Source organism: Cupriavidus sp. GW823-FHT06D04 (assembly GCF_058795055.1).
The window spans coordinates 80,520-106,008 of the sequence record NZ_JBXAHL010000020.1; the positions used below are offsets into that span (position 1 = coordinate 80,520).

The window sequence follows — 25,489 nt, forward strand, 5'->3', positions numbered from 1 at the left end:
GGGTCAGGCTGCCTTCTTGCTTTGTGCGCCGGCCACTGCCGCATCCAGCGCTTCAAGGATCTTTCTCGGGGTCAGCGGCGTTTCCTGCAGTTCGACACTGAAGTCGCGCAAGGCGTCGTTCACCGCGTTGAAGATCGCCGCCGGCGGTGCAATGGCGCCGCCCTCGCCCATCCCCTTGGCGCCGAATTCCGTGTGCGGCGACGGCGTCTCGAAATGATGGATGCGGATCGATGGAATCTCGGTCGGCCCGGGCAGCATGTAGTCCGCCAGCGTGGAGGCCAGCGGCTGCCCGTTGCCGTCATAGCGCATCTCTTCGAACATCGCTGTGCCGATACCCTGCGCCACACCACCGTAGGTCTGGCCCTCGACCACCATCGGATTGATCATGGTGCCGCAGTCTTCCACCACCACATAGTCCAGGATCTCGACATGGCCAGAATCGATGTCGACTTCCACCGCGACCGCATGCGTGGCGTAGGTGAAGCTGCCGGTATCGACCGCGGGCTTGAAGCCCATGGTGACCTCCAGCCCTTGCGCATCCACGTCGTGCGGCAACAGGTGGGGATTGATGTACCAGGCGTCGGCAATGCGGCCGATATCGATGACGGTGGCATCGCCTGCACGAACCGCGCCGGCTTCGAGCGTTACCGCCTCCACCGGCTGCCCCAGCATATGCGCGCCAATCTTCTGCAGCCGCGGCAGCAGCGCCTTGCATGCCCGCGACACCGCGCCGCCCGACATCACCAGCGAGCGCGAGGCATAGGTGCCGGTCGAGAACGGCGTGAGCCCGGTATCGCCGTGCACCAGCTTGATCCGTCCGATGTCGATGCCCAGGATCTCGTGGGCAATCTGCGCGAACGTGGTCTCCATGCCCTGCCCGTGCGAATGCACGCCGACCCGCACTTCGAGCCCGCCATCCGGCGTGATGCGCACCGTGGCCGAGTCGAAGCCGGGGATCACCGGCGTGCCCCAGGCCGCGAACACGGAAGTGCCGTGGGCCGACTGCTCGGTGTAGGTGCCAAAGCCCACGCCGACATAGCGGCTGCCCTGCGGACCCGCCTGCTGCCGCGCGCGGATCGCGGGCAGGTCGATCATCTCCATCGCCTGGCGCACGCTGGCCGGGTAGTCGCCGCCGTCGAAGTGCTTGTTGGTCACGTTGACGTAAGGCATGGCCTGCGGCGGCACCAGGTTTTCGCAGCGCACTTCCCACGGCTCGCGCCCCACCTCGCGCGCGATCGCGTCCATCATCAGTTCCATGGCGAAGCAGACGCCGGTCCGGGCCACGCCGCGATACGGCACGAAACCTGGCTTGTTGGTGGCCACGCAAGTAGTTTCGCAGCGGTACCCGTCAAAGGCATAAGGGCCGGGCAGGTTGCCGATCGCCTGTCCCGGCTCCAGCCCGACGGTGAATGGCCAGACCGAATAGGCACCGCCATCGATGGCGATCTTCGCGTCCAGCGCCAGCAGCCGGCCGCGTTGGTCGGCATAGGCGGTAAGCTCGTAGTGATGCTCACGCGAGTTGGCCCCGGCGGTCAGGTGCTCGCGCCGGTCCTCGACAAAACGGAACGGCCGCTTGTAGGTCAGCGCCAGCCAGGCGATACAGAGCTCTTCCTGCTGCAGCACGCACTTGTAGCCGAAGGCGCCGCCCACGTCCGGCGAGATCACGCGCACGCGCGCCTGGTCCAGGTCCAGGCAATGGCTCAGGATGGTCCGGATCATATGCGGCACCTGGGTGGCGCTGTACACCACCAGCTGGTCGAACTGGTGGTCCCAGTAGGCCAGCACCGCCTTGCCTTCCATCGGCACCATGCACTGGCGCGCCAGGTTGACCTTGCGGTGGACGACGACGGAGGCCTCGCGCTGGCGCGCCTCGAAGTTCTTGTCGATATTCAGCGTCAGGAAGGTGTTGTCGCGCCAGTGTTCGTGCACGCGCACCTCGCCGGCGAGCTGGCGGGCCTGCGCGACGTCGGTCAGCGCGGGCAGCTCGTCGAACTCGGCCACCACCTGCTCGGCGATGTCCTCGGCTTCGGCGCGCGTCGGGGCAAAGGCCATGGCAACGGGCTCGCCGACAAAGCGCACCTTGCCGCTGGCCAGCGGCGCCTGCGCCGACGGCTGGTAGGACGGGAACGCCGAATCCGCGACGATGTCGCTCGCCGCCGCCATGTCCTCGCGCACGATCACCGCTTGCGCGTGGCGCGCGGGCTTGCTCACGGACAACAGCCTGGCATGCGCCACGGGGCTGCGCAGGAAAGCCACCTCCTGCAGGTCCGGCATGGCAATGTCCGCGACAAAGCGCCCCTTGCCATGCAGGTGCCTGGCGTCTTCCTTTCGCGCCACCCGGGCTCCCACGCCCTGGCCGCGTCCTTCTTCCGAATGATCCGGTTCCATCGACGATGTCATTGTCTTATCCGTCCCGATGATTCATGCAAGCGCTCATTCGCGCACCCCGATAGCAGCCAGCCCCTCTGCGCGCGAGGCCACCGTCGCATACTTCTGCCCCATGTCGAACAGGTTGGCCTCATGCGGGCCGAGCGCCCTGTCGCCGACGCAATCCGACAGCACCAGCGGCCGGAAGCCGTACTGCATGGCGTCCACCACGCTGGCGCGCACGCAGCCGCTGGTCACGGCGCCGGCCACCACCAGCGTGCGCACGCCGCGCTGCGTCAGCCACGCGGCCAGCGACGTACCGAAGAATGCCGACGGCACGGTCTTGCGCACCACCAGCTCGCCCGCCCGTGGCGCCAGTTCTTCGACGATGGCACTGTTGCGCTCGCGCTCCTTCAGCGACAGCATGTTCGGCACCTTCATGGAGAAGATGTTGTGGTCCGACCCATCGTCCGCAAAGACGATGCGGCTGTGCGCGATCGCCCAGCCTTCGCGCCGTGCCACGGCCAGCAGCGGCACGGTGTTGGCGATGGCCTCGCGGATATTGCCGCCGCCGAACACCTCCGGATCGGCAAAGCCGTTGACGAAATCGACCACCAGCAGCCCGAACGGGCCCGCCAGTTCCAGGTCGTTGCCGAAGCCCTGGCGCTGGTACGCGCCGATCTCCTTGTGCATGGCTACTTCTCCTCCGGGTAGCGGAACCCGTCCGTGACCTTGCCGCGGGTCACCACATCCACGCCGTCCAGGCGGACGGTGCAGTTGCGCACGGGAATATCGATATGGCAAGCCGTGGTGCGGCTGCCGCCGGCTTCGTTATTGGGGCCGAGCGAGAACAGGAAGTTGCCCTCGAAGGCGCGCGCGTCCATGCCGATGGTGGCCTCGCGATCGTACAGCCCCAGCGTGGACCAGTGGGCGCGCGGCTGCAGCCCCCAGCCGATATGCGAGATGGCATAGGCCTGCGGATCGTTGAAGGAGGCCATGTACTCGCTCAGCAACTCGGCGTGCAGGCCGCCTTCGATGCGCGTGGCAAAGCCGCCCTCCACCGTCAGCATGACCGGCTCGGTGACGTAGGTCTTCTGCGGCAGCAGGATGTCGCCGCGCTCCAGCACGATGGTACCGTTGGCCGAGCCCTCGTTGGGCCAGGTCAGCGCGAAGCCGCTGGGCCAGTGGTCCCAGCGCCCGGGCTCGTCGACAAAGCCATACTCGCTGATGGCCGGGAACTCGCCCAGCGGGCAGCGCAGGTCGGTGCCGGCCGGCGACACCACATGCATTTCCTTTGCGCCGGCCAGCCGCTCGGAGGCGGCCTTGACGCGCTCGCGGTCGGCCTCGCAAGGCACCAGGCGCGCCAGCACCTCGGGCGGCTCGACGGCCAGCAGGATTTTGGTGCCGCCCTTCAGGATGTTGTGCTGCTCGGGGGAGAACAGCAGCGTCATCAGGTCCAGCACCAGGTCGCTTTCCCTGAGCGCGGCAATCGCGGCTCGGTTGCCCGTGAGCGGGGTCGTTCCCAGGTAGGCCAGCGCGTCGCGGCTCAGCGCCTTCTCGCCGTTGACGGGCGGCAGGTCGAGCCGGTTGACGATGGCACCCATCGCCTGCGTGGCGATCAGCGCGGTGGAAAGGGTCTGCGGGTGGGTCGCGGCGCTGGTCAGGATGGTGACGGTCTGCCCCGGCTCCAGCCGGGACAGCTTCAGCACCTTGCGCCAGGCCTCGATCATCTGGTGGTCACTTACCGGCATGTCCGCTCCTTGCTGGTCATTGCGTCAGCGGCGCGCCGAGGAAGTCCCCCAGCGCCGCGTAAAAGCCCGCTTCGTCATCCCACGGGATCATGTGGCCGGCACCAGCAACGTGGCTGACCAGCACCCCCGGCAGCAGCGTGCGGATCTCCGCCACGTCCTCGGCGCGCACCACGTCGCCGCGCCCGGCAGTCACCAGCAGCGCCGGCACCGTGATCCTGGGCATGTCGGCATGGATGTCGTCGCGATGGAAATCCTCGAAGCTGCGCATCACGGCGTCTTCGTTGCAGGTATGCAGCCATTCGGCGCGCAGGCGCAACTGTTCGTCGGTCCAGGTCGGGCAGAAGCAGCGCATGCCTTCCACGTCGGTGCCCTGGCGCGACAGGCGGATGGAATCCACATACCACGGCAGTTGCGCGGGATACGCGCGGCGCCCGGGCCCCGACACCGGCGGATCGACCAGCACCAGTCTGGCCAGGCCGCCAGGCCGGCCCGCCGCGGCGCGCACGCCGATGCGCGCGCCCATCGAATGGCCAACCACGCTGTAGCGGCGCAGGCCGAGCGCCTCGGCAAAGGCCACCACGTCGCGGGCCTGGGCGTCGAGGCTGTAGTCCAGCCCGGCCTCAGCCGACGACAGGCCGCGCCCGCGCACGTCCAGCACATAGGTATCGAAGCTGGCGCCAAAGCGCTCGCCGACGAAGCCCCAGGTGATTGCCGGGCTGGTGATGCCCGGCACGATGATCACGGGATCGCGCGCGGCACGCGCACCGTCGTTGCCGCCATAGCGCAGGTAGTGCTGGCGAATGCCGTTGGCATGGACGTGGCCGCCATAAAGGAAGGTGGTCATGGCATACCCTCAGTAGGCGCCCGACAGCAGCGCGCCGGCGCCCGGCACGACCGGCTCCAGGTCCAGCGCCTTGAGCATGGCGTAGGTGGTGGCGATGGCCGCGGTGATGACCGGCTTGCCCGTCATCGCCTCCACCTTTGCCACGGCCGGGAGCGACGGCATCTGCACGCAGGCCGACAGCACGATGGCATCGACATCCGCCAGGTTCATCTGCGACACGATGCCGGGCAGCCGCGCCGGATCGTGGCGGCCGACCTCCAGGTTGTCCGGGATTTCCAGCGCACGGTAGTCCACCACCTCATAGCCTTCGTTGCGGATGTAGTCCACCACCAGCTCGGTCAGCGGCTTCATGTATGGCGCCACCACGGCGATGCGGCGCGCGCCGATCACGCGCAGCGCATCCACCAGCGCACCGGCGCTGGTGATGACCGGCGCGTCGCCGCCATTCTCGATGGTGTGGGCCTTCAGGCGCTGCTCCGACTTGCGGTGATAGCCGTGGCCCATGGCCATGATGGCGACCAGGCAGGCGTAGCCGAGCACGTCGACGCGGGCGTCGCTGAGCTCCACCGCGCAGCGGTCGGATTCGGCATCCATGGCGGCCAGCTCTTCCTTGACCACCTTCTTCATGCGCATGCGGCTGGAGTGGAAGGTAAAGCGCTCCGGACGGAGCTGCTGGCGCGCCAGCAGCATGGCGGGAATCTCGGTTTCCATGGTCGTGTTCGAGCTGGGAACGATCTGGCCGATGCGAAAGACTTTTTGCATGAGGGTCCTCGGGTTGTACGGTTACAGCTTGAGCAGGCGTTGCGCGTTGCCGTGGCAGACCAGCGCGCGCGTGGTGTCGTCGAGCGGCGCGTCCTCGATGAACTTCGCCGCGACTTCGGTGGATTCGTAGGGATAGTCGACCGAGAACATCACGGCCTCCGCGCCGAGCTCGGCAATGGCACCGGCCAGCGCACCGTGCGAGCACACCCCCGAGGTGGTGATGACGATATTGGTGCCGATATATTCCGAAGGCGCGCGCGCCAGCCGGACCCCGTGCGAATAGACCGCAAAGCGGCTGTCGAAGCGCCAGCGCTGGTACGGCAGGCCCTCGCCCATATGGCCGAGGATGATCTTCAGGCGCGGGAAGCGGTCGAACACGCCGCCGAACAGCAGCCGCAGCGCATGCGATGCGGTCTCGACGCCCCAGCCCCACGCCGCGCCGGTCAGCTCGGGGTGGCCCGCCAGGACCTGCGGCTGAACCAGCGCATCGGTCGGGTGCAGGTACATGGGCACGTCCAGCGCCTGCATGCGTTCCCAGAAAGCATCGTATGCAGGGTCGTCGTAGTAGCGCCCGTGGGTATGGCCGTTCACCAGCGAGCCCTTGAAGCCAAGCTCGCGCACGGCGCGTTCCAGCTCGCGCGCGGCCTGCTCCGGGTCGTGCATGGGCAGCGCGGCAAAGCCGGCAAAGCGCGTGGGGTGGCGCGCGATCTGCGCGGCCAGGAAGTCATTGCTCTCGCGTGCCCGCGCCACGGCACGGCCGGAGTCGGACTCGCCCTGCACGCCCGGACCAGTCTGCGACAGCACCGTGATGTCGATGCCGGCGCGGTCCATCTCGGCGAGGCGGTCCTCGTCGAAATCGGCCAGGCGGCGGCCCAGTTCGGCAAAAACTGCTGGATCGATATGCTGCGTGAACGCCTTGGAATAGGCCTGGAAACCCGGCGTCATGAAATGCTCTTCGAGGGCGATCTTCTTCACTTTGGTCATGCTGGTGGGGCTCCTGATTGGTGAAATCGCTTCGCTGCGGGCGCGTCCCGCACGGCATGCGGCGTGCGCCGATGCAATTGCTCAGTACACTGATTAGTTTCGGATTCTAGTCAGCGAAATTCCAAAAGTCTAGAAGCGGCGCGGAGGGTTAACACCTATAACGATGGCCATACACCCTCAGTACACTGAGCCCAGATGCTCAGTATGCTGACGATATTAAAAGACCATTTAAATAGGCGATTTCGGGCATTCCGGCACATTGTGGACTGGCCCACATTTTGCTCAGCATACTGCGTTTCTCATCAGCATACTGACTGATGCACCGGAAGGATGCGGCGCTGCACTGCGCGAGGGACCGACAGGCCCTGGCCAGCGGCGCCGGCACCGCCGGGACGAGCAGACATATAGAGACAATAGCTACACCAAAGGACCCCCGCCATGACGATCAGCCTGACTCGCAGCGAGACACGCGCCCCCGCCTCCCGCATGACAGCCGAGGAGCGCAAGGTCATCCTTGCCTCTTCCTTCGGCGCCCTGATGGAGTGGTACGACTTCTACATCTACGCCGCACTGGCGGTGTACTTCGGCGCACTGTTCTTCCCCAAGGGCAATGAGACTGCCGCTTTCCTGGCCAGCCTGGCTACCTTCGGCGCAGGCTTCCTGATACGGCCGGTGGGCGCGCTGCTGTTCGGCCGCCTGGGCGACCTGATCGGGCGCAAGTACACCTTCCTGGTCACCATCCTGCTGATGGGTGTTGCCACCGTCGGCGTTGGCGTGCTGCCCACGTATGAGCAGATCGGCATCACCGCCACCGTGCTGCTGGTGTTGCTGCGGCTGCTGCAAGGCCTGGCGCTGGGCGGCGAGGTCGGCGGCGCGGTCACCTACGTGGCCGAGCACTCCCCCGTGCACAAGCGCGGGCTGTACACCAGTTCGCTGCAGACCACGGCAACGCTGGGCCTGCTGTCCTCGTTGCTGGTCGTCTACCTGCTCAAGACCTTCCTGACCGAGGCCGAATTCCGTGAGTGGGGCTGGCGCATTCCCTTTATCGTGTCGCTGGTGATGCTGGTGATCTCGGTCTACATCCGCGGCAAGCTGCATGAATCGCCGGTCTTTGCCCGGATGAAGGCCGCCAACACCACCTCCAGGGCGCCGATCCGCGAGAGTTTCACCAACTGGAAGAACCTCAGGTCCGTGCTGCTGCTGTTCGTGGTGGCGGCGGGCCTGGGCGCCATCTTCGGCACCGGCCACTTCTACTCGATGTTCTTCCTCAACAAGACGCTGCACGTGCCGCTCGAAACGGTCCACAAGCTGATCGGGATCGCGCTGGTGGTGGCCACGCCCTGCTACCTGCTGTTCGGCTGGCTGTCCGACCGCATCGGCCGCAAGTACATCATGATGGCCGCCTGCCTGCTGGCGGCGGTGTGCATCCAGCCGGTGTTCAAGGGCCTGACGCACTATGCCAATCCGGCACTCGAGCAATTCCAGCAGCAAGGCGCCGTGCAGGTGACGGCCGGCGACTGCAAGGCGCGCCTGTTCGGCGAGCCGGTATCCGCCTGCGACAAGATCCGCGGCTACCTGACCGACCTGGGCGTGGGCTACACCTTCGTGCCGGCCAGCAATCCGGCGCAGGCGGAAGTGCGCATCGCGGATCGCACGCTGCAGGGCTTTGACCGCGACGCCATCAAGGGCGCGCTGGTGGCGGCCGGCTGGCCGGAGCGCGCCGATCTCTCGAAGATCAACACGCCGATGGTATTCGTGCTGCTGCTGGTCCCGATCCTGTTCCTGGCCATGGTGTATGGGCCGATGGCGGCCTTCATGGTGGAACTGTTCCCGGCCCGGGTGCGCTACACCTCGCTGTCCCTGCCCTTCCACCTCGGCGCGGGCTGGGTCGGCGGCATGCTGTCCTTCGTGGTCACGGCCATGAACGTGGCCAGCGGCGACGTCTACTTCGGCCTGTGGTACCCGGTGATCATCGCCGGCCTGGCCTTCGTCATCGGCATGCTGTTCGTGCCGGAGACGCGCGGCCGCGACCTGGCCACCTGAGCGGCACTACGGGTGAAGCTGAAGGGCGGATCTCTCCGCCCTTTTTCCCGGCCAACTATTCAGCATACTGAGTTTATCCGCGCTACTGCGGCGCAGCGATGGCGCCGCGGTCTGCCGACGCAGCCATCGCAACCATTCGAATCTTTCGCGTAGACAACCTGGAGCCCCTGATGACCACCTTTCGCATCCTCCGCACCCTCGCTGCGTCCTCCGCCCTGCTGGGCCTGGCCGCCGCCACGCCCGCACTGGCCGACACCAATGGCGTGAAGATCGGCGTCATCACCGATATGTCCGGCTCCTATGCCGACCTCTCCGGCAAGGGCTCCGTGCTTGCCGCGCAGATGGCCGTGGAAGAGTTCGGCGGCAAGGCCCTCGGCAAACCGGTGACGGTGCTTTCCGCCGATCACCAGAACAAGGCCGATATCGCGTCGTCGCTGGCGCGCCGCTGGTTCGATACCGATGGCGTCGACATGGTGATCGACTTCCCCAACTCTTCGACCGCGCTGGCGGTGCAGGAGGTGGCGCGGCAGAAGCAGAAGATCGACATCGTCTCGACCGGTGGCGCCATGGCGCTGACCAACCAGAACTGCTCGCCCACCGGCTTTCACTGGGCCTGGGACACGTATTCGGTGTCTTACCCGCTGGTGCGCCGCATGATCGAACAGGGCCGCAACAGCTGGTACTACATCACCGTGGACTACGCCTTCGGCCAGTCGCTGGAAGCAGATTTCCGCAAGGCCGTGGACGCCGGCGGCGGCAAGAACGTGGGCGCTACCCGGCATCCGCTCAACGCCAGCGATTTCAGCAGCCCGGTGGTGGCCGCCTCGGCTTCCAAGGCCAAGGTGGTGGTGCTGGCCAACGCCGGCAACGACATGATCAACGGCGTCAAGGCAGCCGGCGAATTCGGCCTGATCAAGGCCGGCCAGACCGTGATCACGCCCTCCACCTTCATCACCGATCTCAAGAGCCTGGGCCTGAACGCCGCGCAGGGGCTGACCTATGTCGACCCGTTCAAGCTCGACCTGGATGGCAAGTCGAAGGACTTCGTCGAGCGCTACTACAAGCGCCACAAGGCCTATCCCACGCATGGCCAGATCGGCGTCTACTCCGGCGTGCTGCATTACCTGAAGGCGGTGGAGGCAGCGAAGACCGTGGAAGGCCCGGCCGTGGCGGAGAAGATGCGCGCGCTGCCCGTCAACGATGCCTTCGTGCGCAACGGCAAGGTGCGTGTCGACGGCCGCATGGTGCATGACATGTACCTGGCCCAGGCCAAGACCCCGGCCGAGTCCAAGGGCCCGTGGGACCTGGTCAGGTATATCGGCACGATCCCCGGCGACGAGGCCTTCCGACCGCTGTCGGCCAGCGAATGCCCCCTGGTAAAGAAGTGAGCGCGCCATGCCTGACACCGATGTAATCCTGCAGACGCAGGGACTGACCAAGGCGTTCAAGGGCTTTACCGCAGTCAGCGATGTCAGCCTGTCCGTGCGGCGGGGCTCGATCCACGCGCTGATCGGGCCCAACGGCGCCGGCAAGACCACCTGCTTCAACCTGCTGACGAAGTTCCATGCCCCCTCGTCCGGCTCGATCCATTTCAACGGCACGGACATCACCGCGCTGCGCCCGGCCCAGATCGCCCGCATGGGGGTGATCCGGTCGTTCCAGATCTCGGCGGTATTTCCGCAACTGACGGTGCTGGAGAACGTGCGCATCGCGCTGCAGCGCCGGCTCGGGACGTCCTGGCATTTCTGGCGCGGCAAGCGCTCCCTGTCGCGGCTGGACGGCCGCGCCATGGAACTGCTAGATGCGGTCGGCCTGGCAGGCTTCGCGGACCTGGGCACGGCGGAGCTGGCCTACGGGCGCAAGCGCGCGCTGGAGCTTGCCACCACGCTGGCGACCGATCCGGAGCTGATGCTGCTGGACGAACCGACGCAAGGCATGGGCCATGAAGACGTGGAGACCGTCACCGCCCTGATCAAGCGCGTTTCGGCAGGGCGGACGGTGCTGATGGTGGAGCACAACATGAGCGTGGTGTCGTCCATCGTGGACCGCATCACCGTGCTGCAGCGCGGCGCGGTGCTGGCAGAAGGCACCTATGACGAGATCTCACGCAATCCGCAGGTAAGGGAAGCCTATATGGGAACCACCGACGAACCCGAAGACCGCCATGCAGCCGCGGCGGCCCTGAGCGCGGAGGCATCATGACCAGGACGGCCTCCCCTGCCCTCGAACTGCGCGGCCTGCACGCCTGGTACGGTGAATCGCACATCCTTCACGGCGTGGACCTGACCGTCAACCCGGGCGAGGTGGTGACGCTGCTCGGCCGCAACGGCGCCGGGCGCACCACCACGCTGCGCGCCATCATGGGCCTGGTCGGCATGCGCAAGGGTTCGGTGTGCGTGCACGGCCAGGAAACGATCGGCATGAAGACGCACCGCATCGCGCCGCTGGGGCTGAGCTACTGCCCGGAAGAGCGCGCCATCTTCGCCAGCCTGTCCTGCGAGGAGAACCTGCTGCTGCCGCCGCAATTCGCCTGCACCCCGGGCGCAGTCGGACTGCGCGAGCCGATGACGCTGGGCGAGATCTACGAGATGTTCCCCAATCTGCATGAGCGGCGCAAGAGCCAGGGCACGCGCATGTCGGGCGGGGAGCAGCAGATGCTGGCGGTAGCCCGCATCCTGCGCACCGGTGCCAGCGTGCTGCTGCTCGACGAGATCTCGGAAGGCCTGGCGCCCGTGATCGTGCAGAAGCTGGCGAAGATGATCGCCATGCTGCGCAGCCGCGGCTACACCATCGTCATGGTGGAGCAGAACTTCCGCTTTGCCGCGCCACTGGCGGACCGCTTCTTCGTGATGGAGCACGGCCGCATCGTCGAGGCGTTCGGCGCCGATGAGCTCGAACGAAAGATGCCCACGCTCAGCGCCTTGCTGGGCGTTTAAGGAGATTTGCATGGAATTGTTTGGAGTGCCCCTGCCCGCGCTGCTGAGCCAGTTGCTGCTGGGGCTTGTCAACGGCTCGTTCTACGCGATCCTGAGCCTGGGGCTAGCGGTGATCTTCGGCCTGCTCAACGTGATCAACTTTGCGCACGGCGCGCTGTTCATGCTCGGCGCGGTGCTGGCCTGGATGGGCCTGAACTACCTCGGGCTGAACTACTGGCTGATGTTGGTGCTGGCACCGGTGGTGGCCGGCGCGCTCGGCGTGGTGCTTGAGCGCACCATGCTGCGCCACCTCTACCGCTTCGACCACCTGTACGGGCTGCTGCTGACGCTGGGCATCTGCCTGCTGATCGAAGGCGCGCTGCGCTCGGTCTACGGCGTCTCCGGCCTGCCCTACCCCACGCCCGAAGCCTTGTCTGGCGTGAGCCACCTGGGCTTCATGGTGCTGCCCAACTACCGCGCATGGGTGGTGCTGGCGTCGCTGGCGGTGTGCTTTGCCACGTGGTTCATGATCGAGAAGACCCGGCTGGGCGCCTACCTGCGCGCCGGCACCGAGAATCCGCGCATGGTCGAGGCGTTCGGCGTCAACGTGCCGCTGCTGGTGACGCTGACCTACGCTTTCGGCGTGGGCCTGGCCGCGCTGGCGGGCGTGCTGGCCGCGCCGGTGATGCAGGTCTCGCCGCTGATGGGCCAGAACCTGATCATCACGGTCTTCGCCGTGGTGGTGATCGGCGGCATGGGTTCGATCCTGGGCTCGATCTTCACCGGACTTGGGCTGGGTGTCTTCGAGGGCATCACCAAGGTCTACTACCCCGAAGCCTCCGCGACGGTGGTCTTCGTCGCCATGGTGTGCGTGTTGCTGGTGCGCCCCGCCGGGCTCTTTGGAAAGGAAAAATGATGGCAAGCGGAAAGCGTGCAACCTTCGCCTACGGACTGCTGCTGGCGGTCCTGCTACTCGCGCCCTGGCTGGGCGCCTACCCGGTGCTGGTGATGAAGCTGCTGTGCTTCGCGCTCTTTGCCTGCGCCTTCAACCTGCTGCTGGGCTACACCGGGCTAGTGTCGTTCGGCCATGCGGCCTTCTTCGGCGGCGCCGCCTATGCCTGCGGCTATGCGATGAAGTCCCTGCAGCTGACGCCGGAGCTGGGCCTGCTGGCCGGCACCGCGTTCGGGGCCCTGCTCGGCCTGGTGTTTGGTGCACTGGCGATACGCAGGCAGGGTATCTACTTCGCCATGATCACGCTGGCGCTGGCGCAGATGTTCTACTTCTTCTGCCTGCAGACGCCCGCGACCGGTGGCGAAGACGGCCTCCAGGCGGTGCCGCGGGGCGACCTGTTCGGCGTGCTGCCGCTGGCGTCGGACCACACCATGTACTACGTCGTGCTGCTGATCACCGCCGCGGCCTTCCTCGGCATCATGCGCATCGTCAACTCGCCGTTCGGGCAGATCCTGCGCGCGATCAAGGAGAACGAGCCGCGTGCCATCTCGCTGGGCTATGACGCGGACCGCTTCAAGCTGCTGGCGTTCGTGCTGTCGTCGGCACTGGCCGGGCTGGCGGGCGCGCTCAAGACCCTGGTGCTGGGCTTTGCCACGCTCACCGACGTGCACTGGATGATGTCGGGCACGGTCATCCTGATGACGCTGGTCGGCGGCATGGGCACGTTGTCGGGCCCGCTGGTCGGCGCGCTGGTGATCGTGGCGCTGGAAAATAAGCTGGGCGACGCCGGCAACGCGCTCGCGGCCATGACCGGCATCGGCTGGTTCGAAGCGCTGGGCGAATCGGTCAGCATGGTGACAGGGCTGATCTTCGTGGTGTGCGTGCTGACGTTCCGCCGCGGCATCATGGGCGAGATCCTGGCTCGCTGGCAGGCCCGCCCGTCGCTGCAGGCCGGCGCGCCCGCGGTGGGGCCAGCCAGATCCGGCGCGGCCAACCCCGGCCAGGGTTAACCAGAATACTGCGAGCGAAAAACATCAGTACACTGATCTTATATATTCAGCATACTGACAAATACAATTCACGGAGATCGCCATGGCATGGATTGAAATCGACGCCGCGCACGGCCTGCAGAACGACGAGGTCATGCCGCTCACGCTGGGGGACCGCCAGCTCGCCGTCTATCGCAGCGACGACCAGTACTTCGTCACCGACAACGTCTGCACGCACCAGTACGCGCTGCTGTCCGACGGCTACCTGGAAGACGGCTGCATCGAGTGCCCGCTGCACCAGGCCCGCTTCGACATCCGCTCCGGCAAGGCCATGTGCGCGCCTGCCACCAGCGACATCCGCACCTACCCGGTCAAGTTCGAAGACAGCCGGGTGTGGGTCGAGCTTTGAAGGAGCCGAGCATGCCACAAGACACGCCCATCCTGATTGTCGGCGCCGGCCAGGCTGGCGCGATGGCCGCTGCCGAACTGCGCAGGCTCGGCCATCGTGGCCGCATCGTCATGGCCGGCGGCGAGCGCCATGCACCGTACGAACGCCCGCCCCTGTCCAAGTCCTTGCTCGCCGACGCCGCACAGGACGGCAAGATCGGCGTGCACCCCGCCGGCTTCTATGCCGGGCAGGACATCGAGCTACGGCTTGGCACCACGGTCACCGCGCTGGACCCCGCGCACAGCGTGGCGCACTGCGCAGATGGCGAGGCCATTCGCTACGCCGCCTGCCTGCTCGCCACCGGCGGCAATGCGCGCGTCCTGCCCGCGCTGCCGCCAGGCACGCCCCATGTGCACTACCTGCGCACACTCGACGACGCCGCCCGCCTGCGCGATGCCATGCAGCGTGCGCGCGAGGTGATCGTGATCGGCGGCGGTTTCCTTGGCCTGGAAACGGCTTCGACCGCGGCCGGCATCGGCCTCCGGGTCACGCTGATCGAAAGCGCCGACCGGCTGCTCGGCCGCGCACTGCCGCCCGAGCTTGGCAGCTGGCTGGCGCAGCGCGTGCTAGCGCAAGGCGTTGAACTGCGGCTCGGCTGCGGCATCGCGGCCCTGGTGTCGCAGGCCGATGGCGTGCAGGTCCGGCTGGCGGATGGCGCGGCGTTGCAGGCGCCGCTGGTGGTGGTCGCGATCGGGCTGACGCCCGAGGTGGCGCTCGGCGCCGCCGCCGGCCTGGCGCTGGATCCCGCCAACGGCGGCATCCAGGTCGACCAGCAGGGCCGCACCAGCGCGGCCGGCATCTATGCCGCGGGCGACTGCTGCAGCCAGTACCAGCCCCTGTTCGGCGCCCACATGCGGCTGGAATCCTGGCAAAGCGCCAACGAGCAGGCGCGCATCGCCGCCGCGGCCATGCTGGGCGTGCAGGCCGAACCCGCGGCGATGCCGTGGTTCTGGACCGACCAGTTCGGCTGCAACGTGCAGATGCTCGGCGCGGCCACTCCCGATACCCGCTACGCCTGGCGCGGCATCGCCGCCAGCGACGCGCCCTCCCCCAGGTTCATGCTGCTCGGCACCCGGCACGGCCGGCTCAGCCACGCCATTGCCATCAATGCCGGCGGCGACTTGCGGCCGTTGCGCGCGCTCTTCGGCCATGCCGTCGAAGACCTGCTACCACGGCTGTGCGATGACGCCTTGCCGCTGCGACAGCTGGTGCGCGACCTCCCGACGGCAGCGGCCAGCCCCACTACACTCTGAGGACTCCCACATGTACCAGACACAAGCGGTGATCCAGCACACGCTGGGCAAGAAAGACGCCGGCCTGGCCGACTGCCGTTGGCCCGAAGACAGCCTGCACTACATTCCGGACTGGGTCTACACCAGCAAGGAGGTGCATGACCTCGAGCTGCAGAAGATCTTTCGCGGACGCTCCTGGAACTACGTCGCGCTCGAAGCGGAGATCCCCAACGCCGGCGACTACAAGCGCTCCTATGTCGGCGCGACGCCGGTGGTGGTGTCGCGCGCCGAAGACGGCTCGGTCAACGTCTTCGAGAATCGCTGCGCGCACCGCGGCGCCGAGTTCTGCCGCCACAGCCAGGGCAATGCGAAGGAATTCGTCTGCCCCTATCACCAATGGTCCTACGACCTCAAGGGCAACCTGCAGGGCGTTCCGTTCAAGCGCGGCGTCAATCGTGCGGGCGGCATGCCCAGGGACTTCCGCAACGAGGACCACGGCCTGGTCAAGCTGAACGTGGCCACGCGCAACGGCGTGGTCTTCGCCTCGTACGCGGCGGACATGGAAAGCCTGGAAGACTATCTGACGCCGGAGATCCTCAAGGACTTCGACATCGTCTTCAACGGCAAGCCGCTCAAGGTGCTCGGGTATTACAAGAACGAACTCCCGTGCAACTGGAAGATGTACCACGAGAACCTCAAGGACCCGTACCACGCCACGCTGCTGCACTCCTTCCTGGTGGTGTTCGGGCTGCTGGTGGCGGGCAATGAAAGTGCCATGATCGCCGATCCGGTGCACGGGCGGCACGGCACCATGGCGTCGGCGAAAAAGGAAGACAAGTACGCGGCCGTCAGCGACGAGAACAAGAAGGAGATGCGCTCATACCATGAGGGCATGCGCCTGGAAGACGAACGCTTCCTGGAGTATGTGAAAGAGTTCGATTCGCCGTGGTCGGTGACGATGCAGACGATCTGGCCGAACCTGATCGTGCAGCGCGAAATGAACACCCTCGGCGTGCGCCAGATCGTGCCCAACGGCCCCGACAGCATGCTGATGCTGTGGACCATGTTCGGCTACGAGGACGATACCGAGGAGATGACGCAGCACCGCCTGCGCCAGGGCAACCTGATGGGCCCCGCAGGCTTCCTGGGGTTGGAGGACAACGAGGCGATGAAGTTCGTGCAGGAAGGCGTGCGCCGCTCCAGCAGCGACCTCAATGTGCTCAAGCTGGATCCGGACCAGGTCGGCACCTCCAACTCCCTGATCTCCGAATCCGCCATCCGTGCGATGTACCAGTACTACCGCGGCGTGATGGGGTTCTGAACGGCGGCTAACGGGATTCCCAGAATATGAAACCGATGAACTATTCCCTCTATTGCGAGAGCGCCCTCGGCACCGCGCGCGCCATTGAACTGCGGCTGGAGATCGAGGCCTTCCACGCGGAATACTGCGCGGTGCTCGACGCCGGCCTGGTCGAGCAATGGCCCCGCTTCTTCACCGAGGACGCGCTCTACCGGATCACCGCGCGCGAGAATGCCGAGCGCAACCTGCCGGTGGGGCTGGTCTACGCCGAAGGCGTGGGCATGATGCGCGACCGCGCCGCTGCGATTGCCAATACGCAGATGTTCGCGCCGCGCTACAACCTGCACCTGGTGACCAACACGCGCGTCAGCGACGAAACCGCGGACGGCGATATCCTGGCACAGGCCAACTACATGCTGCTGCAAACGCTGGTGGAGGGCCCCACCACGATCCACCTGGCGGGGACCTACTACGACCGGTTCCGCCGCCAGGGTGGCAGGCTGCTGCTGCGCGAGCGGCAGGTCGTCTACGACACCACCATCATCGCCAACGACCTGGTCTACCCGGTCTGATGCGCCTGCGCACGGCGGGCCTTGCGCCCGCCGTCGGGCTTACATGCTGCGCAGCACGGTGCGGCTGTACTGGTTGTTGGCTTCCACCAGCGTCGCCAGCAGGTCCATGAACACTTCGCGCTGAGCGGGCTTCAGCGGCGCCAGCATGCGCTCCTGCGCACGCGCCATGTCGGCACGCAGCGCCGTGACCACGCTCTTGCCTTCCCGCGTCAGGTAGACATGGCGGGTGCGCCGGTCGGCGGGGTTGTCGCGGCGCTCTACCAGCCCGCGCTCTTCGAGCCGGCGCACGACATCGGCGGTCGTGGTCCGGTCCAGGCCGACCTCCTGCCCGAGCGAGGTCTGGTCCAGCCCCGGCAGCACCGACAGCACCGTCAGGATGGCATATTGCACGGGCGTGATGTTCGGCGACTTGCACTCCTCGAAGAACATCGCGACGTGGATCTGGTGCAAGCGCCGCACCAGGAACCCCGGACGTGCCCAGAGCAACTCCTTTGCCGGATCGGCTTCCGGCACGGCATCCGCCGCCTCACTACTGCCGCTCGTTGCGTTGCGTTTCGCTCTCGCAGACATCGCTCTCACCATTTTGTATGCACACTGACAGTATATATGAGGCAGACGAGAGCGAGCCGCCTTGCGGCGCAAGGATCAGCGTGCACCGGCGGCGCTGAGAATCTGCTCGATCCGGGTATAGCCGCGCTGGCGCGCATGCTGCAGCGGCGTGACGCCGTCGCCGTCGGCCAGGTTCACGTCGGCGCCCGCCTTGACCAGCAGGCGCACGATCTCGGTATGGGCCTGCCCGCCGTTGCCGAGGATGATGGCCTCGAGCAAGGCCGTCCACTTGGGCTTGTTGACGTGGTTCACGGCCACGCCGGCAGCGATCAGCGTGCGCACGGTCTCGACATGGCCGCGCTCGGCGGCGGGAATCAGCGCGGTGCCGCCGTAGCGGTTGGTGCTGCGCAGGTCCGCGCCATGGGCCAGCGTCAGGCGCAGGATCTCGTTGTAGCCGCGCGCGCCGGCGTACAGGTAGGGGCTGTCGTGGATGGCGTCTTTCGCATTCACGTCGGCACCGGCATCGATCAGGACCCTGGCCGCCTGCACGCGATTGTGGTGCGTGGCCAGCAGCAGCGCCGTACGTCCCTGCGCATCGCGGTCATCGATGCTGGCGCCCTGGCCAAGCAATGCGGTGACCTGCGCGGCGTTGCCGCTGGCCGCGGCCTCGCGCAGCTGTTGTTCGGGCGGGCCGCCGGCGGCGGCTAAGGTGGGTGTCAGCATGGCAATGACCAGGGCAAGGCAGATGGACAGGCGCGCCGCCAGCATGTTCTTTCCTCCGTGCGGATGCGTCAGGTGCAAGGGGTATCAGGCTATCGATGCGGTCGGGTGCATTCTGTCATGCCGGCCACGCCGCGCGAAGTGATGGATTCGAATGCGCGCCAGTGCCATCGCCAATAGCCGGTACTGCACGCGCACGGCCCAAATACGCCCTATAACAACCCACGCCACCATGCCGGCGCGCGCTGGCCTATATTCCCGAGGCCCGAACCATCGTCCGCCTGCACGGGCCAGGCCTCACTGGAGACAACGCGTGTCCACGACAGAAGCCTATCTGCTTGATTCCATCCGCCTCGCCATGGAGAACGTGCGCGAACGCAATACCTGGCCCTTTGGCGCCGTGGTCGTCAGGGACGGCAAGGTGCTGGCCCGCGCGGTAAACGAGGTGGAGGCCAACTGCGACCCGAGCGCGCACGCCGAAATGCAGGCGGTGCGCGCCGCCAGCCGGGCGCTGGGCAAGCCGGACCTGAGCGGCTGCACGGTGTACGCCAGCGGCTACCCCTGTCCGATGTGCCTGTCGGCGATGTACCTGGCCGGCGTGAAGGCGGTCTACTACGCCTACTCCAATGAAGACGGCGAACCCTACGACCTGTCCGCGGAGCGCGGCTATATCGAACTGGCCCGGCCGCTGGAGCAACGGGAGATGACGCTGGCCTATGTGCCGGCGCGCGACGAGGGCATCGACCTGTACGAGGCGTGGCGCGAGCAGCAGGGCCAATAGACGCCACCATGCGGCGCAAGCGGTGCAGCCGGTGCAAAGGGCGGGAGGCTGCCGCCCCGATTGCACAGCATCGGCATGGCCATCACATTGTCATCGTGACAGGTTAATAGTGAATCACGATGCCGGCGGTGCTACGCCCGGTCACATGTAACGTTGAGCCGTTGCACGGAACCGCGTGCTGCCGGCCTCGTCAAACAAATTAGTCGCCAGAGACAGGATGCGGCGCCGCAGCATTCCACCGCGGCGCAGCACATGCACGCGGCATGTGCTGCATCGTCTCCAGGACTTTTTGACCTCTTCCCGCGCCCGCGTCGGCGCCGCTGCGCCGCGCAGACTCCCAGCAAACGCCCCCCTCTAGCCAAGGAGACGAACGTGCTGAGCCCGCATGAACTTGCCACACTACTATTGTTGAGCGATGGTCCGGATTCCCTCGATTCCAGCGATTCCCGCCAGATCGATCCCATCGACCTGAAGGCACTGGTCGAAAAGCAACTCGTACAACTTGACATCCTGCACGGCAGCCGGCAGGAGCCGCGCATCACCAGCCACGGCTACTCGATGCTCAAGGCGATGAGACGCTGACGCCCCCAAAGCCAGCCCGGCAGCACCACGCGCCGCAAGGCGCACCCGGAACACCACGGAGCCCACGATGACGGAGCGCCCAGCAGTTGGCGCCGACGGCACGGCAGACACTGACGCGGCGCGCCGCCGATTCCTGCATGAGCTGGGCGGCCTGCTTGCCGCGGCCGGCATCGCGCCCGGCGCGGCAGCGGCAGCAGCCCCCCCCGCCGCCTGCCTGCTGACGCCCGCCGCCACCGAAGGCCCCTTCTATCTTGACGACGCCCAGGTACGCGCCGACATCCGCGACGACCGGCCCGGACAACCCTTGCGCCTGCGCATCCGGGTAGTGGATGCCGGGCGCGGCTGCACGCCAGTGCCGGGGGCGCTGGTCAGCATCTGGCATTGCGATGCTGACGGCAGCTACAGCGGCGAAGGCCGCGGCAACCGCCAGGCGCGGTTCCTGCGCGGCGTCCAGCCCACCAGCCAGGACGGCGTGGCAACGTTCATGTCGATCTATCCCGGCTGGTACGCGCCGCGCGCCATCCATATCCATTTCAAGGTGCTGCTCGGGCAGTCGGAAGCTCTGACCAGCCAGCTGTACTTCAGCGATACCCTAAACCGCGAGGTGCTGAGCAGCCACCCGGCCTACCGCGCGCACGGCGTGCCGTCGCGCGCCACCGCGCAGGACCCGATCGCGGGATCCCACCCGAACCAGATGCGCGTGCGCCAGGCCGCTGATGCAGCAGGGCTGCTGGAGGCCGAGTTCACGGTCGGCATCGCCCGCCCCTGAGCCGCCCGGGCCCGTATCCGCGGCATCGGCGGTTCCGCCTAAAACGTGCGCGGGCGCAAAGACCAGCGCCATGGTGTGCTGGCCGTTGCTGCTCTACGTCTTCCCCGGCATCGGCCTCTGGCAGCCCACGGTGCTGTACCGCTGAGCGCGGCGGCACCCGTTTCCTATACTGCTTGGCGATGCCAACCGAAACCGCCCTCGCCAGCCTTCCCGTCGACACCGCATTCCGCACCGACATTCCCGGGCGGCTGGACCGCCTGCCATGGTCGCGCTGGCACTGGCGCGTGGCGATTGCGCTGGGTGTTGCCTGGGTGCTCGATGGCCTGGAAGTCACGCTGGTGGGCTCGGTCGGCGCCGTGCTGGAGCGCCCCGATACGCTGGGCCTGACCGCGACGCAGGTGGGCTGGTCGGGGTCGCTGTATATCGCCGGCGCGGTGCTCGGGGCGCTGGTGTTCGGGCGCATGGCCGACCGCCTCGGGCGCAAGCGGCTGTTCCTGGCCACGCTCGCGGTCTACATGGTGGCGACGCTGGCCACCGCGTTCTCACCCGGCTTTGCCTTCTTTGCGGCCTGCCGCTTCTTCACCGGCCTTGGCATCGGCGGCGAATACGCGGCCATCAACTCCGCCATCGACGAACTGATCCCCGCGCGCGTGCGCGGGCGCGTCAACCTGGCCATCAACGGCAGCTTCTGGCTGGGCGCGGCGCTCGGCGCGGGGCTGAGCCTGGTGCTGCTCGATGCGCGCGTGTTCGGCCCGGTCTGGGGCTGGCGCGTCTGCTTCGCGCTGGGCGCGGTGCTGGCCGTGGCAATCGTGCTGGTGCGCAGGCATGTGCCGGAGAGCCCGCGCTGGCTTGCCACTCACGGCCGCCTGGAAGAGGCCGAGCGCGTGATCGCCGCGATCGAGGCCGAGGTGCGCGCCCGCCACGGCCCGCTGCCGCCGGTGGCACCCGATTGCGTGGCGATGACCATGCGCCGGCGCGCCGCGCCGGGCGTGGGCGAAGTCATGCGCCTGCTGTTGCGGCGCTTCCGCCGCCGCAGCGTGATCACGCTAGCGCTGATGGTGGCGCAAGCCTTCTTCTACAACGCGATCTTCTTCACCTATGCGCTGGTGCTGACGCGCTTCTATGCCGTGCCGGAAGCGCGCGTGGCGCTGTATATCTTTCCCTTTGCGCTGGGTAACGCCCTGGGACCGCTGCTGCTTGGCCCGCTGTTCGACCACATCGGGCGCCGGCGCATGATTGGCGCCACCTACGTGCTGTCCGGCATCGGCCTGGCGCTGACCGGCTGGGCCTTCGTTGCAGGCTGGCTCGATGCGCGCGCCCAGGCGCTGTGCTGGTCAGCGGTGTTCTTCCTGGCCTCGGCCGCGGCCAGTTCCGCCTACCTGACCGCCAGCGAAGTATTCCCGCTGGAAATGCGCGCGCTGGCGATCTCGGTCTTCTATGCCGTGGGCACCGGCACCGGCGGCTTTATCGCGCCGGTGCTGCTGGGCGCGCTGATTGAAAGCGGCAGCCGCGAAGCCGTGGCGGCAGGCTACGGCTTCGGCGCGGTGCTGGTGATCGTTGCCGGGCTGCTGGCGTTGCGCTTCGGCATCGACGCCGAACGCCGGCCGCTGGAGCACATCGCGCCGCCGCTCGCTGCCGACGATTAGCCGCGTCACCGCAGCGCTGGTCAACTGCCATCGCTGCCGGACTCAACGCCTACACCGGCGTCAAAACCCCGTCAATGTGTGCTGCATTCGTCGTTCATCGCATGCCATGTTACCGCCGTGTTAAGCAGTGCTACAGCCTCCCCTTACACATTTTTACAGCAAGGGACGGGGCAACTGACTAGCCTTTAACTCACACACGGCGGCCTGAGTGCATGAATCTTTGCGTCAGCGGGCTGCCACTTCGTGGTCATTGACTGGCCATTGTTCAACTCTGCCCGGATGAAGCCGGGCTAATCCACGGGCTGCTTGTCGGCCCAATTGCAAGGTGCGCCGATACGGCCTGGCCACATCGCGCGTGCTGCAGACAACAAACTGAATTGGGGACATGCAAGCCGGGCACCGCGCGACAGCCCTTGCGCGACGCTACCTGCTTGCCTGGAATTTCGCTCATCCGACCTGCACCCTGTGCATGCCGGCTGGGACGCTTTTTTGACTTTGCTTGCCGGAGAACAACACCATGGCCGACCAGCGCAATAATCCGCCACCCAGACAACACCCGCTGACACCGGCACCGCTGCGCCAGCCCCACGGCGACGGCCTGGTGCAACGCCCGCAGCCCGTTCCGGTGCCGCTGTGGCACATCGTGCCGCGCATGGCGGGCTACGGCGTGGTGCTGTTCATCATCTGGGCCGTACTGACAATCATGTTTCCAAATGTGTTTACGCGCTCGTCGGAGCGGGCCGTGGTGAACAGCCCGGTCAGCCTGGTGACGTCTCCCGTGGAAGGCATCGTGATGAAGCAGATGGTGGCCGCGGACCAGCCGTTCTCGGCCAACCAGGCGCTGATGATCGTGCAGAACCCGAACATCGACCGTTCGCTGCTGGTCGACCTGACCGGCAAGAAGCTCGACAACCAGCAGCGCTATGACTCTGCCAAGGCGCGGCTGGAAAGCAACCGCCGGCTGATGGCCGCCACCGAGCAGGACCTGCAGCGCTACAACAGCGCTGCGCAACGCGAGCACGGGGCGCGCGTACGCGCGCTGGAGGCGCGCCTGGCATCGGCCAAGGCACAGGAAGACCAGCAGCAGGAAGTGGTCAACCGCAACCAGAGCATGCAGTGGGCCGGCGCGGTCAGCGAGGCCTACACCAATGCCTCGCGCTACCAGCTGTCGATGCTCTCCAATGCCAAAGCTGCGGCCAAGGCCGAGCTGGATAACGCCGTCGGCGTGAGCGAGGCCGCGCGCAACAAGGTCTATGCCTCGTCCACCGACGGCCCCAGTGCCACGCTGGCCCAGCGGCGCCAGGTACTGAGCGCGGAATCGGCACAGCTGACGGCAGAGCTGGAACAACTGGAGGCCTATGGCAAGTCGGTCGACGAGATGATCGCCACGGAACAGGAACGCCTCGACCGGCTCTCGAACCTGGAGATCCGCTCGACCGAACCCGGCACCATCGAAGACCTGATCGCGCAGCCTGGCATGCGCGTGGCCGCCGGCGCCACCCTGGCGCGCGCCAGCAACTGCGCGCAGACGCGCGTGGTGGCGGTGTTCCCGCGCAGCCTCAGCGACAACCTGCTGCCCGGCGCACGGCTGAACGTGCATGTCGACGGCGTGCCCACGGCGTTGCCGGCATCGGTGGCAGAGGTGCTGCCGCGCGCGCCGGACGGCGACCAGGCGCGTTACTTCGTGCCATTCCCGCCGATCGAGAAGAACGAGATCTATGTGATCGCCAAGCTCGACCGCCCGCTGGACAACGTGCCGGGCAAGGCTGCTGCCTCAGGGACAGCAACACGGGCAGCGGCAGGGGCAGCGGCAGGGCCAAGCCAATCCGGCCATTGCGGCATGGGCCGCTGGGCGCGCGTGACGCTGAACCAGAGCTGGCTGGGCCAGCTGCGGGCATCGCTGATATAACCGCCGACGCAGGCAAAGGAGACCCGGATGCGACTGCCGATCCCGACCGCACGCCTGCCCCGCCTGGTTGCCGGCGCGCTGCTTCCCGCCATGCTCGCGCTGGCGCCATGCGCGGCGCGCGCTGCCGAGCCTGCCCAGCAGACACTGCTGGCCGACGGCTGCAAGACGCTGGCCGAGCGCGTCAGCCGTGAAAGCGGCAACGGCCCCGTCTTCCTCGCCAGCTATGAACCCGCGCCGGGCGGCGAGCCGCTGGCCCCGGCGCTGCGCAATGCCGCCTTCGTCTACGACAACGCGCTGGCCGGCATCGCGCTGGTGGCCTGCAAGCGCCCCGCCGAAGCGCGCCGCATTGCCGACGCCGTGCTGCAGGCGACCCGCCAGGACCGCCACTTCCGCGATGCGCGCCTGCGCAACGCCTACCGCGCCGGCCCGCTGCCGGCTGGCCCGGTGCCGCTGCCAGGCTGGTGGGACGAACCCAGCAAGCGCTGGTTTGAAGATGCCTACCAGGCCGGCACCGCCACCGGCAACGTGGCCTGGGCCGCGCTGCTGCTGCTGGCCGTGCATGACGCCACGCGCGATCCACGCTACCTGGATGGCGCCGCCGCGCTGATGGGCTGGGTGCATGCCACCGTGCCCGACACGGGCGCGCCCGCCGGCTATATCGGCGGCTTCTTCGGCCATGAGCCGAAGCAGACCCGCCAGGGGTGGAAATCGACCGAGCACAACGTCGATACCTATGCCGCCTTCAGTTGGCTCGCCAGCCAGCGCAACGATCCGCGCTGGCGCGATGGCGCGGCGCGCTCGCGCGGCTTTGTCGGCGCCATGTGGCAGGCGCGCGAGGGCCGCTTCATCATCGGCACGCGCGACGATGGGCGCGCGCCAAACTCCGGCCCGTCCGCGCTGGATGCGGTGCTGTGGCCGCTGATCGCGATCCCGGACCCGCCGCAGGACTGGCGCCGCAACCTGGCGTGGGTGGAGGCCAAGCACCGCGCCGGCGCAGGCTACGGCTTCAAGGGCGGCCCCGACGGCATCTGGACCGAAGGCACCGGGCAGGCCGCGCTGGTGCTGCAGGCCGCCGGGCAGGCGCAACAGGCGCAGCCACTGTGGCAGCTGCTGCTGTCGCAGCGGGCGCCGTCCGGGATGCTCTACGCCACGCCCGAGGCACGCATCAGCACCGGGCTGTCGATCGGGCCCACCTCGACCACGGAGGACTTCCACTACTTCCACCTGCCCCACCTGGGCGCCACCGCATGGGCCGTGCTGGCCGCGGCGCGCTGGAACCCCTTCCGTCCGGGCGGATGCCTGGAACCATCCTGCCCGCCGCCGGCCATTGCGGCCGCGCCGGCCAATGCAAGCACCAACACCACCAAGGACTGA

General features: G+C 67.2%; 24 protein-coding genes. 16 read left to right on the forward strand and 8 right to left on the reverse strand.

What is annotated here, in order from left to right; genetic code table 11:
• Positions 1 to 3 precede the first annotated feature (3 nt).
• From AC1Q7H_RS23250 to AC1Q7H_RS23275, 6 genes are read right to left on the reverse strand one after another with little or no spacing between them, the layout of a single operon-like run.
• Complete coding sequence (locus AC1Q7H_RS23250; protein ID WP_492379339.1) at positions 4 to 2,400, reverse strand: xanthine dehydrogenase family protein molybdopterin-binding subunit; 2,397 nt, start codon at positions 2,398 to 2,400, stop codon at positions 4 to 6.
• Positions 2,401 to 2,433: 33 nt separating this feature from the next.
• The gene (locus AC1Q7H_RS23255; RefSeq protein ID WP_153955060.1) at positions 2,434 to 3,060 is read right to left on the reverse strand and encodes an N-carbamoylsarcosine amidohydrolase; all 627 of its coding nucleotides are present in this window, start codon (positions 3,058 to 3,060) and stop codon (positions 2,434 to 2,436) included.
• A gap of 2 nt (positions 3,061 to 3,062) precedes the next feature.
• The gene (locus AC1Q7H_RS23260; RefSeq protein ID WP_492381775.1) at positions 3,063 to 4,118 is read right to left on the reverse strand and encodes a 2,5-dihydroxypyridine 5,6-dioxygenase NicX family protein; all 1,056 of its coding nucleotides are present in this window, start codon (positions 4,116 to 4,118) and stop codon (positions 3,063 to 3,065) included.
• A 16-nt stretch (positions 4,119 to 4,134) separates the two neighbouring features.
• A complete protein-coding gene (locus AC1Q7H_RS23265) occupies positions 4,135 to 4,962 on the reverse strand; it encodes an alpha/beta fold hydrolase (protein WP_013952443.1) in 828 nt (275 codons plus the stop codon).
• Between the two features lie 9 nt (positions 4,963 to 4,971).
• Entirely contained in the window at positions 4,972 to 5,724 is a 753-nt protein-coding gene (locus tag AC1Q7H_RS23270; protein ID WP_013952442.1) for a maleate cis-trans isomerase family protein, read from the reverse strand.
• Positions 5,725 to 5,745: 21 nt separating this feature from the next.
• Positions 5,746 to 6,708: an amidohydrolase family protein gene (locus tag AC1Q7H_RS23275; protein WP_492381776.1), complete on the reverse strand. Its 963-nt coding sequence runs from the start codon at positions 6,706 to 6,708 to the stop codon at positions 5,746 to 5,748.
• 438 nt (positions 6,709 to 7,146) lie between these two features.
• On the opposite strand from AC1Q7H_RS23275, the gene AC1Q7H_RS23280 reads away from it, so the two are divergent.
• From AC1Q7H_RS23280 to AC1Q7H_RS23325, 10 genes are all read left to right on the forward strand, one after another.
• Complete coding sequence (locus AC1Q7H_RS23280) at positions 7,147 to 8,751, forward strand: MFS transporter (RefSeq protein ID WP_013952440.1); 1,605 nt, start codon at positions 7,147 to 7,149, stop codon at positions 8,749 to 8,751.
• Between the two features lie 170 nt (positions 8,752 to 8,921).
• Complete coding sequence (locus AC1Q7H_RS23285) at positions 8,922 to 10,139, forward strand: ABC transporter substrate-binding protein (protein WP_492381777.1); 1,218 nt, start codon at positions 8,922 to 8,924, stop codon at positions 10,137 to 10,139.
• Between the two features lie 7 nt (positions 10,140 to 10,146).
• Positions 10,147 to 10,953, forward strand: a complete 807-nt coding sequence (locus tag AC1Q7H_RS23290) for an ABC transporter ATP-binding protein (RefSeq protein ID WP_013952438.1) — start codon at positions 10,147 to 10,149, stop codon at positions 10,951 to 10,953.
• Positions 10,950 to 11,687, forward strand: coding sequence for an ABC transporter ATP-binding protein (locus AC1Q7H_RS23295; protein WP_153955057.1), 738 nt, complete (start codon positions 10,950 to 10,952; stop codon positions 11,685 to 11,687). The genes AC1Q7H_RS23290 and AC1Q7H_RS23295 overlap by 4 nt, the downstream gene beginning before the upstream one ends.
• Before the next feature lie 10 nt (positions 11,688 to 11,697).
• Positions 11,698 to 12,582, forward strand: a complete 885-nt coding sequence (locus tag AC1Q7H_RS23300) for a branched-chain amino acid ABC transporter permease (RefSeq protein WP_013952436.1) — start codon at positions 11,698 to 11,700, stop codon at positions 12,580 to 12,582.
• A complete protein-coding gene (locus AC1Q7H_RS23305; protein WP_211982149.1) occupies positions 12,582 to 13,628 on the forward strand; it encodes a branched-chain amino acid ABC transporter permease in 1,047 nt (348 codons plus the stop codon). The genes AC1Q7H_RS23300 and AC1Q7H_RS23305 overlap by 1 nt, the downstream gene beginning before the upstream one ends.
• Before the next feature lie 82 nt (positions 13,629 to 13,710).
• Positions 13,711 to 14,016, forward strand: a complete 306-nt coding sequence (locus AC1Q7H_RS23310; protein WP_013952434.1) for a non-heme iron oxygenase ferredoxin subunit — start codon at positions 13,711 to 13,713, stop codon at positions 14,014 to 14,016.
• An 11-nt stretch (positions 14,017 to 14,027) separates the two neighbouring features.
• Positions 14,028 to 15,308 (forward strand): NAD(P)/FAD-dependent oxidoreductase, encoded by a 1,281-nt coding sequence (locus AC1Q7H_RS23315; protein ID WP_211981015.1) that lies wholly within the window; start codon positions 14,028 to 14,030, stop codon positions 15,306 to 15,308.
• A 10-nt stretch (positions 15,309 to 15,318) separates the two neighbouring features.
• The gene (locus AC1Q7H_RS23320; protein ID WP_013952432.1) at positions 15,319 to 16,608 is read left to right on the forward strand and encodes an aromatic ring-hydroxylating dioxygenase subunit alpha; all 1,290 of its coding nucleotides are present in this window, start codon (positions 15,319 to 15,321) and stop codon (positions 16,606 to 16,608) included.
• A gap of 35 nt (positions 16,609 to 16,643) precedes the next feature.
• The gene (locus AC1Q7H_RS23325; protein WP_228772516.1) at positions 16,644 to 17,159 is read left to right on the forward strand and encodes an aromatic-ring-hydroxylating dioxygenase subunit beta; all 516 of its coding nucleotides are present in this window, start codon (positions 16,644 to 16,646) and stop codon (positions 17,157 to 17,159) included.
• Between the two features lie 39 nt (positions 17,160 to 17,198).
• Here the strand turns inward: AC1Q7H_RS23325 and AC1Q7H_RS23330 are convergent, their stop codons facing one another.
• Both AC1Q7H_RS23330 and AC1Q7H_RS23335 read right to left on the reverse strand, forming a co-directional pair.
• On the reverse strand, positions 17,199 to 17,729 hold the full coding sequence (locus tag AC1Q7H_RS23330; RefSeq protein ID WP_013952430.1) for a MarR family winged helix-turn-helix transcriptional regulator: 531 nt from the start codon (positions 17,727 to 17,729) through the stop codon (positions 17,199 to 17,201).
• A 75-nt stretch (positions 17,730 to 17,804) separates the two neighbouring features.
• Positions 17,805 to 18,476 (reverse strand): ankyrin repeat domain-containing protein, encoded by a 672-nt coding sequence (locus AC1Q7H_RS23335; protein WP_492381778.1) that lies wholly within the window; start codon positions 18,474 to 18,476, stop codon positions 17,805 to 17,807.
• A gap of 265 nt (positions 18,477 to 18,741) precedes the next feature.
• On the opposite strand from AC1Q7H_RS23335, the gene AC1Q7H_RS23340 reads away from it, so the two are divergent.
• The 6 genes from AC1Q7H_RS23340 to AC1Q7H_RS23365 all read left to right on the forward strand — a co-directional run bounded on the left by AC1Q7H_RS23340 (position 18,742) and on the right by AC1Q7H_RS23365 (position 25,489).
• On the forward strand, positions 18,742 to 19,209 hold the full coding sequence (locus tag AC1Q7H_RS23340; RefSeq protein ID WP_041228570.1) for a nucleoside deaminase: 468 nt from the start codon (positions 18,742 to 18,744) through the stop codon (positions 19,207 to 19,209).
• Between the two features lie 372 nt (positions 19,210 to 19,581).
• On the forward strand, positions 19,582 to 19,791 hold the full coding sequence (locus tag AC1Q7H_RS23345) for a hypothetical protein (RefSeq protein ID WP_041228569.1): 210 nt from the start codon (positions 19,582 to 19,584) through the stop codon (positions 19,789 to 19,791).
• Between the two features lie 67 nt (positions 19,792 to 19,858).
• Positions 19,859 to 20,560, forward strand: a complete 702-nt coding sequence (locus AC1Q7H_RS23350) for an intradiol ring-cleavage dioxygenase (RefSeq protein WP_492381779.1) — start codon at positions 19,859 to 19,861, stop codon at positions 20,558 to 20,560.
• A gap of 179 nt (positions 20,561 to 20,739) precedes the next feature.
• Positions 20,740 to 22,206: an MFS transporter gene (locus tag AC1Q7H_RS23355; protein WP_013952425.1), complete on the forward strand. Its 1,467-nt coding sequence runs from the start codon at positions 20,740 to 20,742 to the stop codon at positions 22,204 to 22,206.
• 517 nt (positions 22,207 to 22,723) lie between these two features.
• The gene (locus AC1Q7H_RS23360; protein ID WP_013952420.1) at positions 22,724 to 24,115 is read left to right on the forward strand and encodes an HlyD family secretion protein; all 1,392 of its coding nucleotides are present in this window, start codon (positions 22,724 to 22,726) and stop codon (positions 24,113 to 24,115) included.
• Positions 24,116 to 24,142: 27 nt separating this feature from the next.
• Positions 24,143 to 25,489, forward strand: a complete 1,347-nt coding sequence (locus AC1Q7H_RS23365) for a hypothetical protein (RefSeq protein ID WP_492381780.1) — start codon at positions 24,143 to 24,145, stop codon at positions 25,487 to 25,489.

Bases quoted from the DNA above. Each gene is read 5' to 3' on its own strand.
- AC1Q7H_RS23260 (WP_492381775.1), bottom strand. From the start codon at position 4,118: ATGCCGGTAAGTGACCACCAGATGATCGAGGCCTGGCGCAAGGTGCTG.
- AC1Q7H_RS23290 (WP_013952438.1), top strand. From the start codon at position 10,147: ATGCCTGACACCGATGTAATCCTGCAGACGCAGGGACTGACCAAGGCG.
- AC1Q7H_RS23285 (WP_492381777.1), top strand. From the start codon at position 8,922: ATGACCACCTTTCGCATCCTCCGCACCCTCGCTGCGTCCTCCGCCCTG.
- AC1Q7H_RS23250 (WP_492379339.1), bottom strand. From the start codon at position 2,400: ATGACATCGTCGATGGAACCGGATCATTCGGAAGAAGGACGCGGCCAG.
- AC1Q7H_RS23315 (WP_211981015.1), top strand. From the start codon at position 14,028: ATGCCACAAGACACGCCCATCCTGATTGTCGGCGCCGGCCAGGCTGGC.
- AC1Q7H_RS23295 (WP_153955057.1), top strand. From the start codon at position 10,950: ATGACCAGGACGGCCTCCCCTGCCCTCGAACTGCGCGGCCTGCACGCC.
- AC1Q7H_RS23365 (WP_492381780.1), top strand. From the start codon at position 24,143: ATGCGACTGCCGATCCCGACCGCACGCCTGCCCCGCCTGGTTGCCGGC.
- AC1Q7H_RS23320 (WP_013952432.1), top strand. From the start codon at position 15,319: ATGTACCAGACACAAGCGGTGATCCAGCACACGCTGGGCAAGAAAGAC.
- AC1Q7H_RS23335 (WP_492381778.1), bottom strand. From the start codon at position 18,476: ATGCTGGCGGCGCGCCTGTCCATCTGCCTTGCCCTGGTCATTGCCATG.
- AC1Q7H_RS23265 (WP_013952443.1), bottom strand. From the start codon at position 4,962: ATGACCACCTTCCTTTATGGCGGCCACGTCCATGCCAACGGCATTCGC.
- AC1Q7H_RS23325 (WP_228772516.1), top strand. From the start codon at position 16,644: ATGAACTATTCCCTCTATTGCGAGAGCGCCCTCGGCACCGCGCGCGCC.
- AC1Q7H_RS23330 (WP_013952430.1), bottom strand. From the start codon at position 17,729: ATGTCTGCGAGAGCGAAACGCAACGCAACGAGCGGCAGTAGTGAGGCG.
- AC1Q7H_RS23360 (WP_013952420.1), top strand. From the start codon at position 22,724: ATGGCCGACCAGCGCAATAATCCGCCACCCAGACAACACCCGCTGACA.
- AC1Q7H_RS23310 (WP_013952434.1), top strand. From the start codon at position 13,711: ATGGCATGGATTGAAATCGACGCCGCGCACGGCCTGCAGAACGACGAG.
- AC1Q7H_RS23355 (WP_013952425.1), top strand. From the start codon at position 20,740: ATGCCAACCGAAACCGCCCTCGCCAGCCTTCCCGTCGACACCGCATTC.
- AC1Q7H_RS23275 (WP_492381776.1), bottom strand. From the start codon at position 6,708: ATGACCAAAGTGAAGAAGATCGCCCTCGAAGAGCATTTCATGACGCCG.
- AC1Q7H_RS23270 (WP_013952442.1), bottom strand. From the start codon at position 5,724: ATGCAAAAAGTCTTTCGCATCGGCCAGATCGTTCCCAGCTCGAACACG.
- AC1Q7H_RS23255 (WP_153955060.1), bottom strand. From the start codon at position 3,060: ATGCACAAGGAGATCGGCGCGTACCAGCGCCAGGGCTTCGGCAACGAC.
- AC1Q7H_RS23305 (WP_211982149.1), top strand. From the start codon at position 12,582: ATGGCAAGCGGAAAGCGTGCAACCTTCGCCTACGGACTGCTGCTGGCG.
- AC1Q7H_RS23280 (WP_013952440.1), top strand. From the start codon at position 7,147: ATGACGATCAGCCTGACTCGCAGCGAGACACGCGCCCCCGCCTCCCGC.
- AC1Q7H_RS23300 (WP_013952436.1), top strand. From the start codon at position 11,698: ATGGAATTGTTTGGAGTGCCCCTGCCCGCGCTGCTGAGCCAGTTGCTG.
- AC1Q7H_RS23350 (WP_492381779.1), top strand. From the start codon at position 19,859: ATGACGGAGCGCCCAGCAGTTGGCGCCGACGGCACGGCAGACACTGAC.